Source organism: Chelativorans xinjiangensis (genome assembly GCF_009812055.1).
Classification (GTDB): domain Bacteria; phylum Pseudomonadota; class Alphaproteobacteria; order Rhizobiales; family Rhizobiaceae; genus Chelativorans; species Chelativorans xinjiangense.
In genome coordinates this window covers 52,517-69,050 of sequence record NZ_WQNH01000024.1, presented here as the reverse complement: position 1 = coordinate 69,050, position 16,534 = coordinate 52,517, and the positions used below count along the sequence as shown (strand labels likewise).

Genomic DNA, 16,534 nt, shown 5'->3' with positions numbered 1-16,534 from the left:
TTCCTCGCGAATCGGAAAGCCTCTCAAGAATCCATCCAAACCTTCTTGGCAATAAAGAAAATACTGATATGCGATTCCCCTGCCCTCGTGGGGGAGATGTCCGGCCCTTCGACAAAGCTCAGGACAGAGGGGCGCGCGAAGGGGCGCCGGCATTTCAAGGAAACCCATCACCCACCCGCGCGCGTCACCCCGGCCGCGCGACGACATGTGCATACTACGTGCCCATCCCCATCCCCACCCCACCCCACGCGCGTCATCCCGGAAGTCGGAGCGAAGCGGAGACTGTCCGGGACCCATTCCGGAAGGTGGACGAGTCACGGAATGGGTCCCGGACAAGCCTTTCGGCTTTCCGGGATGACGCGCGCGGGTGGGATGACGCGCGGGTAGGGATGACGCGCGTTGGAAAGGCGGCGGGCGCGCCCTTCACCTCAGCCGGCAATGCCTTGCCTCTGCGCGGGGATAAAATGTGGCGACAAAGATTCTTTCTTTCCTGCCAACCCATTGTTTCCGTTCACTCCGACCAACTTTTTTGATTTTTTTCCCGCCAATTTTATTCACGCTCCCCGCCGCCCCCTTATCATGGTCCCCATCGCTCTTACGGGAACCGGGTCCGGACCGGGGATCAGGGAGAGCGGCGGAGACCTCTCCCTTCGGGCTCGGTACCCGGAGGCCTGAGGGCCCGCGACAGGCCGGCGGTGCCGGGAGCGCTGGGTGACAGCGTTGCCGGCATTGCGGAGAAGCCGCCAGGCTTCCCGTCCGGCCCGGCAAAGCCCCCAATTGGGTGCAGCCGGGAAGGGCGGGGGGCCGAGTGACCGGCCGACCGTCGGGACAGACTCCGGCGGGGCGCGTTGGACGCGCCTAAAAAATAATTGAGTGGCACGGACAACGCGCCCCGCTTCCCACGTTCTTTGACATAGCCCGGCGGGGAAACCCCGCGCGGCAACGAATAAGCATGTCCTTCGCTAGGGCAGGCACAACGCTCGCGACTCCCCTCCCCCCTTCGACAGGCTCAGGATGGGGAGGGATTGAGGGTGGGGGTCCGGCGAAGCCGGACAGAGACTCCATCCACACGCGATAGCCCCGCCTCGGGGGGAGGGAAACGCGCCGCCTACCAGACCATCCCGCGCGCCGCGACCGCCTCCACACGCGTCACGCGCCCGCCGCGGTGGAAAACCATCTCGTCAAAGAGGTTGGAGACCACGCAGGTATGGTTCGGCACGATGTGGATCTTCTCGCCGATCTCCGGCCGCCGGTCGGCGCACCGCGAAAGATCGACCACCCCATGCTCCTCGGAAAGCCCGGAGATGACAGCCTCCGGATAATCCACGATATGGCCGAAATCGGAGAAGCCCAGGAGGTCCGAGGTCAGCGCCTTCGACCCCGCGTCGATCACCGCCCGGTCCTGCGTCGGCCGCGAGACCACCGTTGCAAGGATGTGCATGGCGCATTGGTCGAAGGTGCAGTGCCCCGCCCGCACCATCGCCCGGTCGTTGTAGACATAGGTGCCCGCCCGGTGCTCGGTGGCCGAAGGCACCATGTGCGCCTCGAACAGGCTCGGCGTTCCGCCGTTGCTGACGGTCGGGCAGGGGATGCCCTCCTTCGCCAGCAGCTCCACCGCCCGCGACAGCCAAGCCTCCACCGCGACAGCACTTCCCAGTTTCGGATAGGTCATCAGCCCGCCGAAGCGAAGCCCCCCGCTGCCGGAGATCTTCCGTGCAAGAGAAAGCGCCTCCTCGGGCGTCTGCACCCCGCAGCGCCCGCCGCCGGTATCGCACTCCACCATCACCGTCAGCGGCCTTTCCGCTGCAAAGGCCTGCGCCAGCCCGTCGACGGCGGCGGCGCTGTCGGCAGTCACCTTCAACGCCTCGATGCGCCCGTTGAGCGCCGCAAGCCGCTTAAGCTTCTCCGCACCCAGGATGTTGTAGGTGATCAGGATATCGCCGAAGCCTGCCTCGGCGAATACCTCCGCCTCGGTCACCTTCTGGCAGTTGATGCCCTTCGCCCCCGCCGCCCGCTGCGCTTCAGCCACGGCGAGGATCTTGTGCGTCTTGATGTGTGGCCGGAACGCGATCCCGTGCTCGTCCATATAGGCCTGCACGCGTGCGATGTTGCCGGTCACGACATCTTCGTCGATCACCGGCACCGGTGTCGAAAGCGCCGATACCGGTTCGCCGCTTCCGGGCCTCAAGGGGTTCATGCCGAAACCGTCTCCTGCCCGTGCGGGTCCTGGATCATCGGCCATATATCGCGCCGCGCCTTGCGATATGCCGTCTTCGCCGGATTGTTAGGATAGGGCGTGCCGGCGGCGCAATAGATGATTTTCGAGGCGATCTTGGAAAACGAGCTGTAGAAGTGGTTGGTCGACTTGATCACCAGGATCTTTTGAGCCTGGGGGTCGATCCCCATCACCTCGAACAGGCTCGGATCGAAGCTCTGCGCCCGCGTCGTGTTCAAGATCACGTCGACACCGTCGAGCCGGATATGCGCCGCATCGCCGAACGGCGCGAAGCTTTCCCCGAAGCGCATCTCGGCATCGCGCACCAGCCGCACGATCTCCACATGCCCGTCGATGGGATTGCCCGTACCGAGCGCCGATTTCGCCCCGAAGCGCAGCGGGATTTCCGCCCCTTCGCCTGCGGCCATGCAGATCTGCACGGCGATCGGGTCCCATATGGTGCCGACCGCGGCATCCCTCACGCCGCGCTCGAGCAGCTCCGCCAGGATGATGGTCGCGTCCCCCGCCGTGCCGCCGCCGGGATTGTCCCACATATCGGCGATGACGACAGGACCGCCGACGGTAGCGAGCGCCTCCTCCACCGCCTGCCTCTCGTCCACCTGCGGCATCAGGAAGGAGCCGCGCTTGTCAAAAAGCTCCATGCCCAATTCCCGCGCCAGCCGTTCCCCCTTCTCCGCCCGGTCATCGGTGACGCAGATGATCTTCGCCCCCATCTCCGGCACGTCGCCGGCCATGAAGCCGTGGATGACCGACAGCGACAGCACGTCCGGGTCCGACGCCTCGATCGCCTTCAGCCTGTCGACGAAGGTGCGCATCGGCTCCCGCGAGGTCGGGAAGACGTCGATCATGCGGCAGTCGAAGACGGACATTGCCGGCCTCACCCGCCCCTCCAGCGTGTCGACGGCGATCCGCCACAGGTCCTCCGCCCGCTCGACGAAGTCCGTATGCGGAAACTCCTTGAAGGCGACAAAGAAATCGGCAAGCCCAACGCGCTTCGCCGTCAGATGGCTGTGCGGGTCGAGTTCCGCGCACAAGAGCACGTCCGGGCCGATGATCTCGCGGACGCGCGCCAGAAGGTCCCCCTCCGGATCGTCGTAGCCGCTTGCCACCATGGCGCCGTGCAGCCCGAGCACCACCCCGTCGACGGGCATCGCCGCTTTGAGTTGCCCCAGGATTTCATCCCGCAGCCCCTCATAGGTTTCGCGGTTGATCAGCCCGCCAGGGTCGGCCCAGGCCGCGGTCCCCTCGACGAGCTCCCATCCCTTCTCCACTGCCACCTTGCGCCCGACGGTGATCGGCGCCGTGCACAGCGTCGGCGTCGGCGGGTGTTCTCCCGGCGGCGCATAAAGCGAGGCCTCGAAGGCCCGGCGGTCGATGCAGATGGGCGAAAACGTGTTCGTCTCGGTTGCCAGCGCAGCAGTGAACAGACGCACTCGATCGGCCTTTCTTCTTGTCCGGTGCTAATCCACCGCGCCCATCGGATTGGGCAGATAGCCGGTAAAGCCGGAGATCTTCCATCTCCCCTCGTGGAGACGGCAATAATAGAGCGTCTGCCACTTCATGATGTCGCGCGTGCCGTCGCCGCGGAGGATGCTGCCGTCGAACTTCTTGCGGGCAAGCGCCGTCTCGCCGTTGATCTCGATATCCTCCAGCCTCGTCGTCGCAAAGATCGCCCCGCGCGGGTCTTCGCCATAGGTCTGGCGGGCGAAATCCTCCGCCTGCCGCAGCCACTCGTCGCGATAGGCGGCAAGGGTCGGGAAGCCCAAGTGCCAGGCATCGGGATCGGCCTTCTTGCCGGCGTCGATGCCGATGAAGCCTTCTTCGACGAAATCGCCGGCGACCATGCTCCAATCGGCCGCCAGAAAGGCGTCGATGTCGCGCTGAACCAGCATGGTCCAAATGGCGTGGCGTGTGGTGTCGGATGGGGGAAAAGGATTGACGAAGGGGTCACGCATCTAAATTCTTTTCATAATTGCCTCTTCTGCCTAGCCAAAATCGCCTCGATATGGTGAATTGTCAATTGAACGGGAAAATAATTTGCATGGAAGGTCCAGAATGACGATCAAGCGTTATGGAGCCGAGAAGGCTGGTGCCGGCGGCCAGTCGCTGCCTTTCGCCCGCGCGGTGGAAGCGGACGGTTGGCTTTACGTCTCGGGCCAGGTGGCGATGGAGAACGGCGAGATCATCGACGGCAACATCGTCGCCCAAACGCGCAAGACCATCGAGAACGTGATCGCCATCCTGAAGGAAGCGGACTACGGGCTGGAGCACGTGGTGCGCGTCGGCGTGTGGCTCGACGATCCGCGCGACTTCTGGACCTTCAACGGCATCTACAAGGAGTATTTCGGCGAACATCCGCCGGCACGCGCCTGCGTGCAATCGCGTATGATGGTCGACTGCAAGGTGGAGATCGACTGCGTCGCCTATAAGCCGCGCGATCGATAGGTTGTTGCGGGGAGCGCGCCCATGGACCTTCTGATGATGCTGCAGGACAGGAAGGGGCAATTGTCCCAGGCCGAGCAGCGCATTGCCGATATCCTCTTCAGCGACTTCGATTTCGCGGTCAACGCCTCGATCATCGAGCTTGCCAAGCGGGTGGAGGTCTCTCCGCCGACTGTCACGCGCTTCTGCCGCCGGCTCGGCTGCCAAAGCTTCTCCGATTTCAAGGTGCGGCTGGCCAAGACAGCTTATGTCGGCGCGCGCTATCTCAGCCCCGAGGCGAGGACCGCCTCTTCCGCCGAGGTCGCCGAGGATATCGTCACCAAGGCGCAGTCCGCGCTCTTTTCCTTCCACCGCACCCTCGACATGGCGCGCCTGGACGAAGCGGCGGAGCGCCTCGCCAGCGCGCCGATGATCTATGCCTTCGGCTCCGGCGGCAATTCCTCGATGATCGCCAACGAGATCCAGAACCGTCTCTTCCGCCTGGGGCTGCGGGTCACGGCCAGCACGGACCACGGCATGCAGCTCATGCTGGCCGCCGCCGCCCAGCCCGACGACGTTCTGGTGGGCTCGTCGTTTTCGGGCCGCAACGCGGAGCTGGTGCGCGCCTTCCGGCTTGCCCAGGACGGCGGCGTCTTCACCATCGCCTTCGCCCAGAGCGAAAGCCCGATCGCCAAGGCGGCCGATCTGGCCATCCCCGTCGATCTGCCGGAGGGAACCAACATCTACCGGCCGACATCGACGCGCTTCGCCTATCTCGCCCTGGTCGACATCATCGCCAACGTCGTCGCCTACCGCATCCGCGACCAGGCGGCGGTGACGCTCAGGCGCATCAAGAAAGAACTGGTAACCCACAGGGACGAAGACGATCGCCAGCTGCTGGGCGATTGACGTTCGGAGACGGAGCATCATGACGCGATCTGCGGCGGTGGTGACCGGAGCGGCGGGCGACATCGGGCGCGCCATCGCCGCCCGGCTGGCGGAAGACCACGACGTGGTGGTCATGGCCGATCTCGACGGCGCAGCCGCCGAGAAGGCTGCCGCCGGGCTTGCAGGCGCGGCCCGCTTCATCGCTGCGCAATGCGACGTCACACACCGGGATGCGGTGAAGGAGCTTACCGCCGAGGCCGCGCGTCATGGAAAGGTCAGGACCTTGGTCAACAACGCCGGCGCCGCACGCGACGCCTCGCTTCAGGAGACGGCGGCCGAGAACTGGCAGAAGGACATCGCGCTCAACCTCGAAGCGGCCTTCCTCTGCTTCAAGGCCTTCGAGGAAGCCCTCAAGAAATCGCAAGGCGCCGTCGTCAACATCGCTTCCGTCAATGGCCTGCAGGTCTTCGGCCATCCCGCCTACTCCGCCGCCAAGGCCGGCTTGATCCACCTCACCAAGCTGATCGCCGTCGAATACGGCAGGTTCGGCATCCGCGCCAACGCCGTCGCCCCCGGCACGGTGAGGACGCAGGCGTGGGACGCCCGCGCGGCCGCCAACCCCAACGTCTTCGAGGAGGCCCGCCGCTGGTATCCCCTGCAGCGCATAGCCTCGCCCGAGGACGTCGCCAACGCCGTGAAGTTCCTGGCAAGCCCCCTTGCCGCCGCCATCACCGGCACCTGCCTTCCCGTCGATTGCGGCCTGACCGCCGGCCAGGCCGAGCTCGCCCGCACCTTCTCCCAATCCTCCATGTACTGAAGGTTTCCCCATGCCGACTGCGCCTTTCCGAGTGGAATGCTCCTGGCTGCCGATCGAGAACTCCGCCGGCCGCCTCAAGTTCACGCTGTTCAACCTGTCGGGCGAGACGGTGCGGGACTTCAAGTTCGCCTACACCTCGCTTACCCGCACCGCGGCGGGCCACCGTTGCGAAAACGCCACGCTCCTGCGCCGCCACGCCAATTTCCACCAATACGCCCCGCCATCCGGCGTTGAACTCGCGCCCGGCGGAACCTGGACCTTCACCGTCGAAGGCCTGACGCGCCCCGCGGTTCACTGCTCCGACGGCGCGAAGTCCGCCTACCTCACCTTGAACGACGGCCGCCATCTCCCTGTCTCCTTCGGCGACCTCATGCTGGAAGGGCGGGAAAGCGCGCTACCGCCCGTGCTGCTGCCGCAAGGCGCGGTCTCGGAACCCTTCTCCCTCCTTCCCTGGCCGGCCTCCTGCGATCTCGCCGCCAGCGACGCCGTTCCGGTCGCCCTTTACCCGCAAGCCGGCGCCGGCAGCGATGACCTCAATGCCGTCGCTACCGTGCTCGCGCTGTTCCAGCGGCTTTTCCCCGCCGCCCACGTCCCCTTCAGCCTGGCGGAAGTACCCGGTGGCAGGCCTGTTGCCATCGAGGAGAGTGCCGTCCTCGGGCGGGAGGCCTATGCGCTTCGCTTCACGTTGGATCGCGTCGAGCTTACCTATGGCGGTCCCGCCGGCCGCTTCTACGGTCTTGTCAGCCTCGCCCAGCTTCTGCATGGCGCCCGCACCGATCCCGCCACCTTCAAGTTCCCCGCATCGGGCACCGTCACCGACGCGCCGCGCTATTCCTGGCGCGGATCGCACCTCGACGTCTCGCGTCAGTTCTTCCCGGTGGAAGACGTGCGCCGCTTCATCGACATCCTCGCCTGGAACAAGCTCAACATCTTCCATTGGCACCTAACGGACGACGAGGCCTGGCGCCTCGAGATCAAGGCCTATCCGCAGCTGACCGAGATCGGCAGCCGGCGTGGACCTGACGGGCCGCTGATCCCCCAGCTCGGCGATGGCGCCGATACCCGCGGGGGCTTCTACCGCCAGGACGACGTCCGCGCCCTCGTCGCGCATGCGGCAGCGCTCCATGTGGAGGTCGTCCCCGAGGTCGACATTCCGGGCCATTCGGAAGCCATGCTCGTCTCCCTGCCGGAGCTGGTCGACGGCCAGGAAGCGCCCGAAAGCTACTTTTCCGTCCAGGGCTACCCCAACAACGCGCTCAACCCCGCCATCCCCTTCACCTACGAGGTGCTGGGCAAGGTGTTCGACGAGATGGTGGCGCTGTTCCCCGCGCAGTACATCCATATCGGCGGTGACGAGGTGGCGGATGGCGCCTGGCTCCATTCGCCGCTCTGCCGCGCTCTGATGGAGAAGGAGGGGATTGAAGGCACCTTCGGCCTTCAGTCCTTCTTCATGCGCAAGATCAAGGACATGCTGGCCGAGCGTGGCCGCCGGCTGGCCGGCTGGAACGAGGTCTCCCACGGCGGCGGCGTCGACCCGGAGGGCACGCTTCTGATGGCCTGGCAGAGCCCCAAGGTCGGCATCGAGTTGGCCGAAGAGGGCTACGACGTCGTCATGACGCCCGGTCAGGCCTATTACCTCGACATGGTGCAGGCGGAGGCCTGGCAGGAGCCCGGCGCAAGCTGGGCCGGCACCGTGCCGCCGAAACACACCTACGAATACGAGGCCGAGGGCGATTTCCCTGAAGCGCTGAAGGAAAGGATGAAGGGCATTCAGGCCTGCATCTGGACGGAGAATTTCATCTCCAGGGCCTATTTCAACCACCTGGTCTTCCCCCGCTTGGCCGCGGTCGCCGAAGCCGCCTGGACCCCGCGCGAAGCCAAGGACTGGCAGCGCTTCTGCGCCCTCGCCCGCCTGTCGCCGCAGCTTTAGAGGGATGAACCTGGAGATGCCGGCGCGAGGGGCGCCGGCATTTCCATTCGCCAAAGCAAAATTCCCCAACGGAGCAGTGCAATGCGCCTCGCCATCGGCGGAATTCACACCGAGTGCAGCACCTACTCCCCGGTGCTGATGAACCGCGAGGACTTCCGCATCCTGCGCGGTGAGGAGCTCCTTTCCTCCGACCACTTCGCCTTCCTGCACCACGCCGACGGTGTGGAACTCCTGCCGCTCTTCCATGCCCGGGCCGTGCCCGGCGGCCCCGTATCGCGTGCGGCTTACGATGAGTTCAAGTCCGAGTTCCTGGATCGGCTGAAAAGGTCCCTCCCGCTCGACGGCCTGCACCTGACAATGCACGGCGCCATGAATGTCGAAGGCATGGACGATGCCGAAGCCGACTGGATCTTATCCGCCCGCGCCGTCGTCGGTCCCCGCTGCATCGTCGCCGCCAGCTACGACCTGCACGGCAACGTCAGCCAGGCCATCGTCGACCAGCTCGACATCTTCGCCGCATACCGCACCGCACCCCACATCGACGTGCAGGAGACGATGGCCCGCGCCTTTGCAATGCTGGTGAAGGCTCTGAAGAGTGGCGAAAGGCCGGGTATCGCCTGGGCACCGATCCCCATCCTCCTGCCGGGCGAGCGCACCTCGACGGAGGACGAGCCCGCCCGCTCGCTCTACGCCGCCCTCCCACAGGTCGATGCCATTCCGAGCATCTGGGACGCCAACCTGATGGTCGGCTATGTCTGGGCGGACGAGCCGCGCGCCACAGCAGCAGTGGTGGTCACCGCCACGAACCGGAGGGCTGCCTTGGAAGAAGCCGAGAGGCTGGCGCTCGCCTATTGGCGCGAGCGTGAAAACTTCCGTTTCGGCCCCGTCACCGGCGCGCTCGATGAAATGCTGGAGATTGCGGTGGCCGCCCGCACGTCACCGGTCATCCTCGCCGATTCCGGCGACAATCCCACGGGCGGCGGCGTGGGCGACAGGGCCGACGTGCTGGCTGCGCTCGTGGCGCGCGACTGGCAGGGGGCGCTTATCGCCGGCATCGCGGACCGGCCGGCCGTCGAGCGGTGCTTCGAAGCCGGGAAGGGCGCTTTCCTTCCGTTGCGGATCGGCGGCAGCCTCGATCCCGCGAGCCCGCATATCGCCGCCGATGTCGAGGTGCTCCGCCTCGACGATCCAGGCGATCCTGCCGAGCGTCAAGCGGTAGTGCGCGTCGGTGGCATAGACGTGGTGCTGGCGGCCCGCCGCCGCCCCTATCACCGGCTCGCCGACTTCAAACGGCTGGGCCTCGACCCACACGCCGTCCGCCTGCTCGTCGTCAAGTCCGGCTATCTCTCCCCGGAGCTTGCGCCCCTCGCCAACCCCAACCTGATGGCCCTCACAGAAGGCGCGGTCAACCAGGACATCCCAGCGCTCGCCAACCACCGCCGCCATACGCCCTGCTATCCCTTCCAGGGCGATTTCACGTTCGCCCCGAAGGCCCGCCTGTCAGAACGCTGGGCTTAACCCCCAGCGGAGGGCAGAGCTATCGCATGTGGGATTCTAAGTCCTGATCGTACCCCCACCCTCAATCCCTCCCCTCAAGGGGGAGGGAAGCCCGGTTGAGCACGCCATCGTCCCCCTCCCCCTTGAGGGGAGGGATTGAGGGTGGGGGTCCGGCGAAGCCGAACAAAGACTCCATCCACATGCGATAGCCCTGCAGCGAAGGGAAGGGCGCTCCCTACGCCGCCTCGGAGCGCCGTGCCGCCGCCGCGGCCAATTCGCGGATGCCTGGTTCGATGTGTTGCAGCGCGATCGAGGAGATGCCGAGCCGCATGTAGGGCGAGGGCCGCTCCGGCCCGTCGAAGAAGCGCGCGCCCGGCTCGATGAGCACGCCCCGCCCCTTTGCCGCGCGGGCGAGCGCAGTCGTGTCGGTGCCCGGCGGCCCCTTGAGCCAGATGGATATTCCGCCGGGCACATCGGCCGCTTGCCAGTCGGGCATGTGCAGGCGCAGCGCCGTCAACAACTCCTTGCGCCGCTCCTCGAAGGCGGCGGAAAGCCGGCGCACCAGTGCGTCGTGGTGGCCGAGCGACAGGAACAGCGCTACCGCGCGCTGGTTGTTTGCCGGCGGGTGACGCAGCATGAAGCGGCGCAAGGCCCTCAGTTCCGCCACCAGCTCCGCCGGCGCGACGATGTAGCCTATCCGCAAGCCCGGCGCGAGCGTCTTCGACATGGAGCCGACATAGATGACGCGCCCTGTATGGTCGAGGCCCTTGAGCGCCTCCTGCGGCGTCTCCTCGGCAAGCTGGCTGTCGTAATCGTCCTCGATGACGACCCAATCGTTCTCCTCCGCCTGGGCAAGGAGCGCCTCGCGCCGCGCGCGGCTGAGGGGCACCATCGTCGGGCAGTGGTGGCTGGGCGTGACGAAGACGAAATCCGCCTCGGGCGGAATCGCGCCGACCTTCATACCGTCGCTGTCCACCGGCACGGGCAGCGTCTCGGCGCCGGCGAGCCGGAAGATGGAGCGCGCGTCGGCAAAGCCGGGGTTCTCCATCGCCACCCGGGCCCCGCGCCGCATGAGCAGCGTGGAGAGCATGTAAAGCGCGTGTTGCGCGCCCAGTGTGATGATGATCTCGTCCGGATTGGCGAAGATGCCGCGGCGGGGGAGCAGCCGCGCCTGGATCTGCTCGATCAGGAGCGGGTCGTCCCTGTCGACCATATCGGCCGCCCAGTTGCGGATTTCGAGCACCGCCAGCGCCATGCGGTTGCACTCGCGCCACTCGGCGGTGGGAAAGAGCGTCGGGTCGAACTGGCCGTAGACGAAGGGGTAGGAAGACTGCATCCAGTCGTCGTTCTTCGGCGCCTCGGGCATGTCGCTCGCCACCACCTGGCGGCGCGCCTTCCAGTCGATCCGTGCCACCCCGCGCGCCGTTTGGCGCGGCGGGCGCGGGGGTGCGGCCAGCACCTCCGGGTTGACGAAATGCCCGCGCCGCTCGCGGGCGATCAGAAAGCCCTGGTCGACGAGCTGCTGAAACGCCAGCACCACCGTGCCGCGTGCCACGCCCAGCTTCTCCGCCAGGATGCGGCAGGACGGCAGCGGCATCGAAGGCGCGATCTGCCGGTCGAGAATCGCCGAGACGATCGCCTGGCGGATCTGCGCCTGCAATGTCTGGCTCGAATCAGGGGATATCTTGAACAGCCCGGCCCAAAGGGCGGCGTCGTTTCTGGTCGGCATGGCTTCCTCTCCGGCGGCGGAGCCTACCCCCATGGGCAATGTGCCGCAACCCTGGACTAAGCCGTTACGCCACAGATGCGCCTTCTTCACCGCTTCACATTTTCCGGGTAGCGACCTAAAGCAATTCCAGGAAAAGTGGAAACCGGTTTTCCGTCCGGAATTGCGATAAAACAATGGGTTAGACCAGTTCATCGATTCCGTGAAACGATGAACTGGTCTAAGATCCGGCCGGCAAGGAAGGAGAAGCACCGACATGAGCGCCTACGAGAATGCCCTGGCTGCGCTGCGGCGGCACCGGGAAGAGAATCGGGATTTCGACCTGCGCGCTGCCTTCGCCGCCGATCCCCAACGCTTCTCCCGTTATTCGACCACGCTCGACGACATGCTTCTCGACTATTCGAAGTGCGCCGTCAGCGACGAGACGTTGAAGCTTCTTGCCGATCTTACCGAAGCCGCCGGCCTCGGTGAGCGCCGCGAGGCGATGTTCTCCGGCGAGCGGATCAACACGACCGAGGATCGCGCCGTCCTGCACACCGCCCTGCGCAACTCCGGTGCACCGGTCATGCTCGACGGCAAGGACGTCATGCCCGATGTCGAAGCCGTGCTGGCTGCGATGAGCGCGTTCGCCGAGGCGGTGCGCGCGGGCGACCTTGCGGGCGCCACCGGCAAGCGCTTCACCGATGTCGTCAACATCGGCATCGGCGGCTCCGATCTCGGCCCGGCCATGGCAACGCTGGCGCTGGCGCCCTATCACGACGGCCCGCGCCTCCACTACGTCTCCAATATCGACGGCGCCCACATCGCCGATACGCTGAAGGAACTCGATCCCGAGACGACGCTTTTCATCGTCGCCTCGAAAACCTTCACCACCGTCGAGACCATGACCAACGCCGGAACGGCGCGCGCCTGGGTGGCGGAGAAGCTCGGCTCGGGCGCGGTCGGCGCCCATTTCGCCGCCGTTTCCACCGCCCTCGACAAGGTCGCCGCCTTCGGCATCGACAAGGCGCGCGTCTTCGGCTTCTGGGACTGGGTGGGCGGGCGCTATTCGCTCTGGTCGGCCATCGGCCTGCCCATCATGATCGCCGTCGGCGCGGAGAACTTCCGCCGCTTCCTTGCCGGGGCGGAGGCCATGGACAGGCATTTTCGCGAAGCGCCGACACGCGAAAACATGCCGGTGCTCCTCGGCCTCGTCGGCTTCTGGCACCGCGCCGTCTGCGCCTATCCCGCCCGCGCTGTCATCCCCTACGACCAGCGGCTTTCCCGTCTGCCCGCCTATCTGCAGCAGCTCGATATGGAATCGAACGGCAAGCGCGTCACGCTCGACGGTGAACCGGCTGCCACCCCCACCGGCCCGCTCGTCTGGGGCGAGCCGGGCACCAACGGCCAGCACGCCTTCTTCCAGCTCCTGCATCAGGGCACGGACGTCATCCCCGTCGAGTTCATCCTGGCCGCCAACGGCCACGAGCCGGCACTGAAGCACCACCACGACCTGCTCGTCGCCAATTGCCTTGCCCAGTCGGAAGCCCTGATGAAGGGCCGTACGCTGGAGGAGGCGACTGCCCAGCTCCGCGCCAAGGGCATGGGGGAAGCGGAGGTAATGGCGCTCGCCCCCCACCGCGTCTTCCCCGGCAACCGCCCCTCGCTCACAATCGTCTACGAACAGCTCGACCCCTTCGCCCTTGGCCGCCTGATCGCGCTCTACGAGCACCGGGTCTTCGTCGAGGCCACGCTCTTCCGCATCAACGCCTTCGACCAGTGGGGCGTCGAGCTCGGCAAGGAGCTGGCGACGGAGCTTCTTCCGGTGGTGGAAGGCAAGAAGGACGCCTCGGCCCGCGACGCCTCGACGGCGGGGCTGGTGGGGCACATCGCGGCGCTGCGGTAGAGGCGTCGCCGAAGGGCCGGGCATCCTCCCTCGCGCGTCATCCCGGCCAAGGGAGCCCAAGCTCCCGCGAGCCGGGATCCATTCCGTGACTCATCCATGTTCCGGAATGGGTCCCGGACAGCCTCTGCTTCGCTCCGGCTTCCGGGATGACGCGCGAGGGAGGATGCTCGGCCCTTTGACAGAACCCCCGGCCCTTTGACAGAACCCAGTGAGGGCGCGAAGGGGCGCGGCACCTCCAATGAGTATGGACGGGCCCCTACCGCAATTCCCGCCGCAGGATCTTGCCCACGTTGGATTTCGGCAACTCGCTGCGGAACTCCACATGCTTCGGCCGCTTGTAGCCGGTCAGCTCCTTGCGGCAGAAGTCGATGATGTCCTCTTCGGTGAGCGTACTGTCCTTCCTCACCACGAAGAGCTTCGGCACCTCGCCCGAGTGCTCGTCCGGCACGCCGATCGCAGCCACTTCCCGCACGCCGGGGTGCTGCGCTACCACATCCTCGATCTCGTTCGGATAGACGTTGAAGCCCGAGACGTTGATCATGTCCTTCTTGCGGTCGACGATCTTGATGTAGCCGCCTTTGTCCATCACGCCCATATCGCCGGACTTGAAGAAGCCGTCCTTCGTCATGCTTTTCCTGGTCTCGTCGGGCCGGTTCCAGTAACCGCCCATCACCTGCGGGCCGCGGATGCACACTTCCCCCACCTCGCCCGTTTTCACGTCCTTCCCGTCTTCGTCGCGGATGGCCACTTCGGTGGACGGCAGGGGCAGGCCGATCGTACCGGTGAAGTCGTCACTGTCGAAGCGGTTGGCCGTGGCCACCGGCGAGGTCTCCGAAAGCCCGTAGCCCTCGGAGATCATGCATCCCGTCAGTGCTTTCCAGCGCTCCGCCACAGAGCGCTGCACGGCCATGCCGCCACCGAAAGTGAGGATCAGGTTCTTGAAGTCGAGTTTGTGGAAGTCATCGTTGTGGAGCAGCGCGTTGAAAAGCGTGTTGAGGCCGGGGAACATGGTGAAGTCGTACTTCGCCAACTCCTTCACGAATGCAGGGATGTCGCGCGGGTTGGTGATCAGGACATTCTGCGCCCCCAGCTTCAGACCCATCAGCGCGTTCACCGTCAGCGCATAGATATGGTAGAGCGGCAACGCGCAGATATAGACCGCATGCTCTGGCCGGGCCCGCTTCAGATAGGCCGTTTCCAGCCAGATTTCGTTCTGCATCACGTTGGCGAGGACGTTGCGGTGGAGCAGCATCGCCCCCTTTGCAACGCCCGTCGTGCCGCCCGTATACTGCAGGAAGGCGACGTCATCGATGCCGACATCGGCGGGCGAGAAGCGCCGGGCCGCGCCTTCCTTCATGGCGGTTTTGAAGGGCACGTGGCCGGGCAGCTCCCATGCCGGCACAAGCTTTTTCACCCGGCGCACGACGAAGTTCACGATGTGGCCCTTCAGCCCCATCATGTCGCCCATGGCGGCGACCACCACGTGCTTGACCTCGGTCTTGTCGATCGCCGCCTGCAGCGTCTTGGCGAAATTCTCCAGAATGACGATGGCTTCCGCGCCCGCATCCTTGAGCTGATGTTCCAGTTCGCGCGGTGTGTAGAGGGGGTTGACGTTGACGACCACAAATCCCGCCCTCAGCGCCGCCAGCATCACCACCGGATATTGCAGCACGTTGGGCATCATGATGGCCACGCGCGCGCCCTTCTTCAGCCCCTTCGACTGCAGGTAGGCGGCAAAGTCCCGCGATGCCTTCTCCAATTCGGCGAAGGTGAGGGTCTTGTCCATGCAGGTGAAGGCCGGCTGCTCGGCGAAGGCGCGGCAGGAGGCTACGATCATATCGCCGAGGGAGTTGTGTTCGAAATCCCCGATCTCGCTCGGGATTTCCTTGGGGTAGCTCTTCAGCCACGGCTTCTGCGCAGCCTTGGCAGTGCGCGCGGCAGGCTTGCGGGCCGTCGTTCTGGCGCCGGCAGTCTTCGCGGGCGCGGCCTTTGTGCCCGAGCCTTTCGAGGCAGCCGCTTTCGACGCTGCGGAGCGAGTGGAGGCGGGTTTGGCTTTATCCGCGGTTTTGGCCGCTGCGGTCTTTGCGCTTGCTGCCGTTGACGTGGCTGCTTTGGCGCCCTTCTTGCCGGCATCGGTGGTTTTTGCCGCGGTCTTGGCTGCAGGCTTTTTCTCCGCTGCAGAGCGGGTGGGCGAGCGCTTGGGCGCTGCCTTCTGCTGCGTATTGCCGCTCGCTGCGGCCTGCGTTTTTCCGGCGCGGGTGGTTGTCGTTTTCTTCTCTCCGCCCGTCTTGCTCGTCGTTGTGGTCTTGGCCAAATTTCCCTCCCTTTGGAAATTCCCGTTTACCTTCACGTCAACGTTAATATCCGGTCATCACCTGTTCCGCTACTGGGATTGCGCATTCCGGTGGCGCTGCTCCCCGATGCCGCCACCTTATTGTGGCGCGTCCCGCACCGGCAAGCCCGGCGCTGCGGTTACTGCCCGAAGCCCTTGTGCCCTTCCAGAAAGGCCTCCTCGTCGTGTGTGCTGACGCGGCCCAACGCGCGGTTGCGGTGTGGAAAGCGGCCGAAGCGTTCTATGATGTCCCGGTGCTCGACGGCGTAGCGCAGCGCCTCCTCGTCGCCCAGCGCCTTGAACAGCATCACCGCATGCTCCTGGTCGGCCAGAACCTCCGAGTGCTGGAACGGCATGTATAAAAACTGCCGCTGCTCTTTGGACAGCCCTTCGTCCAGCCGCTTCTCGACCGCCTCGCGCGCAATCCAGATGGCAAGGTCGTCCGTCGAGAACGCCTTGGCGGTGCCGCGGAACATGTTGCGCGGAAACTGATCGAACAGAATGACGGCGGCGAGCGCCGCCCGGGCATCCTCGGCCGCCTCCTTCGGCGCCCCGGCGCTCAGCCGCTCGTGCAGCGCGCCGAAGCGCGGGCGGATGGTCTCGTCCAGCTTGCCGTTGCCTTTGAACCAGTCCTCCGTCGCGATCTCCTCGAACCAGAAGGAGAGAACGCTGTCGATCCAGTCACCGGCCATAAATACCTCCTCACTTCCGCTTGCCGCCACCTTGCCGAGGCTTCGCCACCCCCATTCTCTCAACGTGCCGGCGGCCGTGCGGCCAAGTCCACCATTCGAAAGCCTTGTGA

At 65.6% G+C, this 16,534-nt stretch carries 12 protein-coding genes; 6 read left to right on the top strand and 6 right to left on the bottom strand.

What is annotated here, in order from left to right:
* Positions 1-1,108 precede the first annotated feature (1,108 nt).
* Genes GM910_RS15615 through GM910_RS15605 form a run of 3 tightly spaced genes read right to left on the bottom strand, consistent with a single transcriptional unit; the run spans position 1,109 to position 4,191 of the window.
* Positions 1,109-2,197 carry a D-TA family PLP-dependent enzyme gene (locus GM910_RS15615; protein ID WP_159588812.1) on the bottom strand — a complete coding sequence of 363 codons (1,089 nt, stop codon included), beginning with the start codon at positions 2,195-2,197 and terminating at the stop codon, positions 1,109-1,111.
* Positions 2,194-3,669, bottom strand: a complete 1,476-nt coding sequence (locus tag GM910_RS15610; protein ID WP_159588810.1) for a M81 family metallopeptidase — start codon at positions 3,667-3,669, stop codon at positions 2,194-2,196. Before GM910_RS15610 ends, GM910_RS15615 begins: the two co-directional genes overlap by 4 nt.
* A 27-nt stretch (positions 3,670-3,696) precedes the next feature.
* Positions 3,697-4,191, bottom strand: coding sequence for a hypothetical protein (locus GM910_RS15605; RefSeq protein ID WP_159588808.1), 495 nt, complete (start codon positions 4,189-4,191; stop codon positions 3,697-3,699).
* A 100-nt stretch (positions 4,192-4,291) separates the two neighbouring features.
* Here GM910_RS15605 and GM910_RS15600 point away from each other — a divergent pair, with 100 nt between their 5' ends.
* From GM910_RS15600 to GM910_RS15580, 5 genes are all read left to right on the top strand, one after another.
* On the top strand, positions 4,292-4,681 hold the full coding sequence (locus GM910_RS15600) for a RidA family protein (protein WP_159588806.1): 390 nt from the start codon (positions 4,292-4,294) through the stop codon (positions 4,679-4,681).
* 21 nt (positions 4,682-4,702) lie between these two features.
* The gene (locus GM910_RS15595; protein WP_159588804.1) at positions 4,703-5,566 is read left to right on the top strand and encodes a MurR/RpiR family transcriptional regulator; all 864 of its coding nucleotides are present in this window, start codon (positions 4,703-4,705) and stop codon (positions 5,564-5,566) included.
* A gap of 19 nt (positions 5,567-5,585) precedes the next feature.
* Positions 5,586-6,362 carry an SDR family oxidoreductase gene (locus GM910_RS15590; RefSeq protein WP_159588802.1) on the top strand — a complete coding sequence of 259 codons (777 nt, stop codon included), beginning with the start codon at positions 5,586-5,588 and terminating at the stop codon, positions 6,360-6,362.
* A 10-nt stretch (positions 6,363-6,372) separates the two neighbouring features.
* On the top strand, positions 6,373-8,292 hold the full coding sequence (locus GM910_RS15585) for a beta-N-acetylhexosaminidase (RefSeq protein ID WP_159588800.1): 1,920 nt from the start codon (positions 6,373-6,375) through the stop codon (positions 8,290-8,292).
* Between the two features lie 81 nt (positions 8,293-8,373).
* Complete coding sequence (locus GM910_RS15580; RefSeq protein WP_159588798.1) at positions 8,374-9,810, top strand: M81 family metallopeptidase; 1,437 nt, start codon at positions 8,374-8,376, stop codon at positions 9,808-9,810.
* A 214-nt stretch (positions 9,811-10,024) separates the two neighbouring features.
* Here GM910_RS15580 and pdxR read toward each other — a convergent pair whose 3' ends face one another.
* Positions 10,025-11,518 (bottom strand): MocR-like pyridoxine biosynthesis transcription factor PdxR, encoded by a 1,494-nt coding sequence (gene pdxR, locus GM910_RS15575; protein WP_159588796.1) that lies wholly within the window; start codon positions 11,516-11,518, stop codon positions 10,025-10,027.
* A 253-nt stretch (positions 11,519-11,771) separates the two neighbouring features.
* Here pdxR and pgi point away from each other — a divergent pair, with 253 nt between their 5' ends.
* Positions 11,772-13,400 carry a glucose-6-phosphate isomerase gene (pgi, locus tag GM910_RS15570; protein WP_159588794.1) on the top strand — a complete coding sequence of 543 codons (1,629 nt, stop codon included), beginning with the start codon at positions 11,772-11,774 and terminating at the stop codon, positions 13,398-13,400.
* Between the two features lie 256 nt (positions 13,401-13,656).
* Here pgi and GM910_RS15565 read toward each other — a convergent pair whose 3' ends face one another.
* Positions 13,657-15,714 carry a long-chain-fatty-acid--CoA ligase gene (locus GM910_RS15565; protein ID WP_159588792.1) on the bottom strand — a complete coding sequence of 686 codons (2,058 nt, stop codon included), beginning with the start codon at positions 15,712-15,714 and terminating at the stop codon, positions 13,657-13,659.
* Between the two features lie 158 nt (positions 15,715-15,872).
* The gene (locus tag GM910_RS15560; protein WP_159588790.1) at positions 15,873-16,424 is read right to left on the bottom strand and encodes a DUF924 family protein; all 552 of its coding nucleotides are present in this window, start codon (positions 16,422-16,424) and stop codon (positions 15,873-15,875) included.
* Between the last annotated feature and the right edge of the window lie 110 nt (positions 16,425-16,534).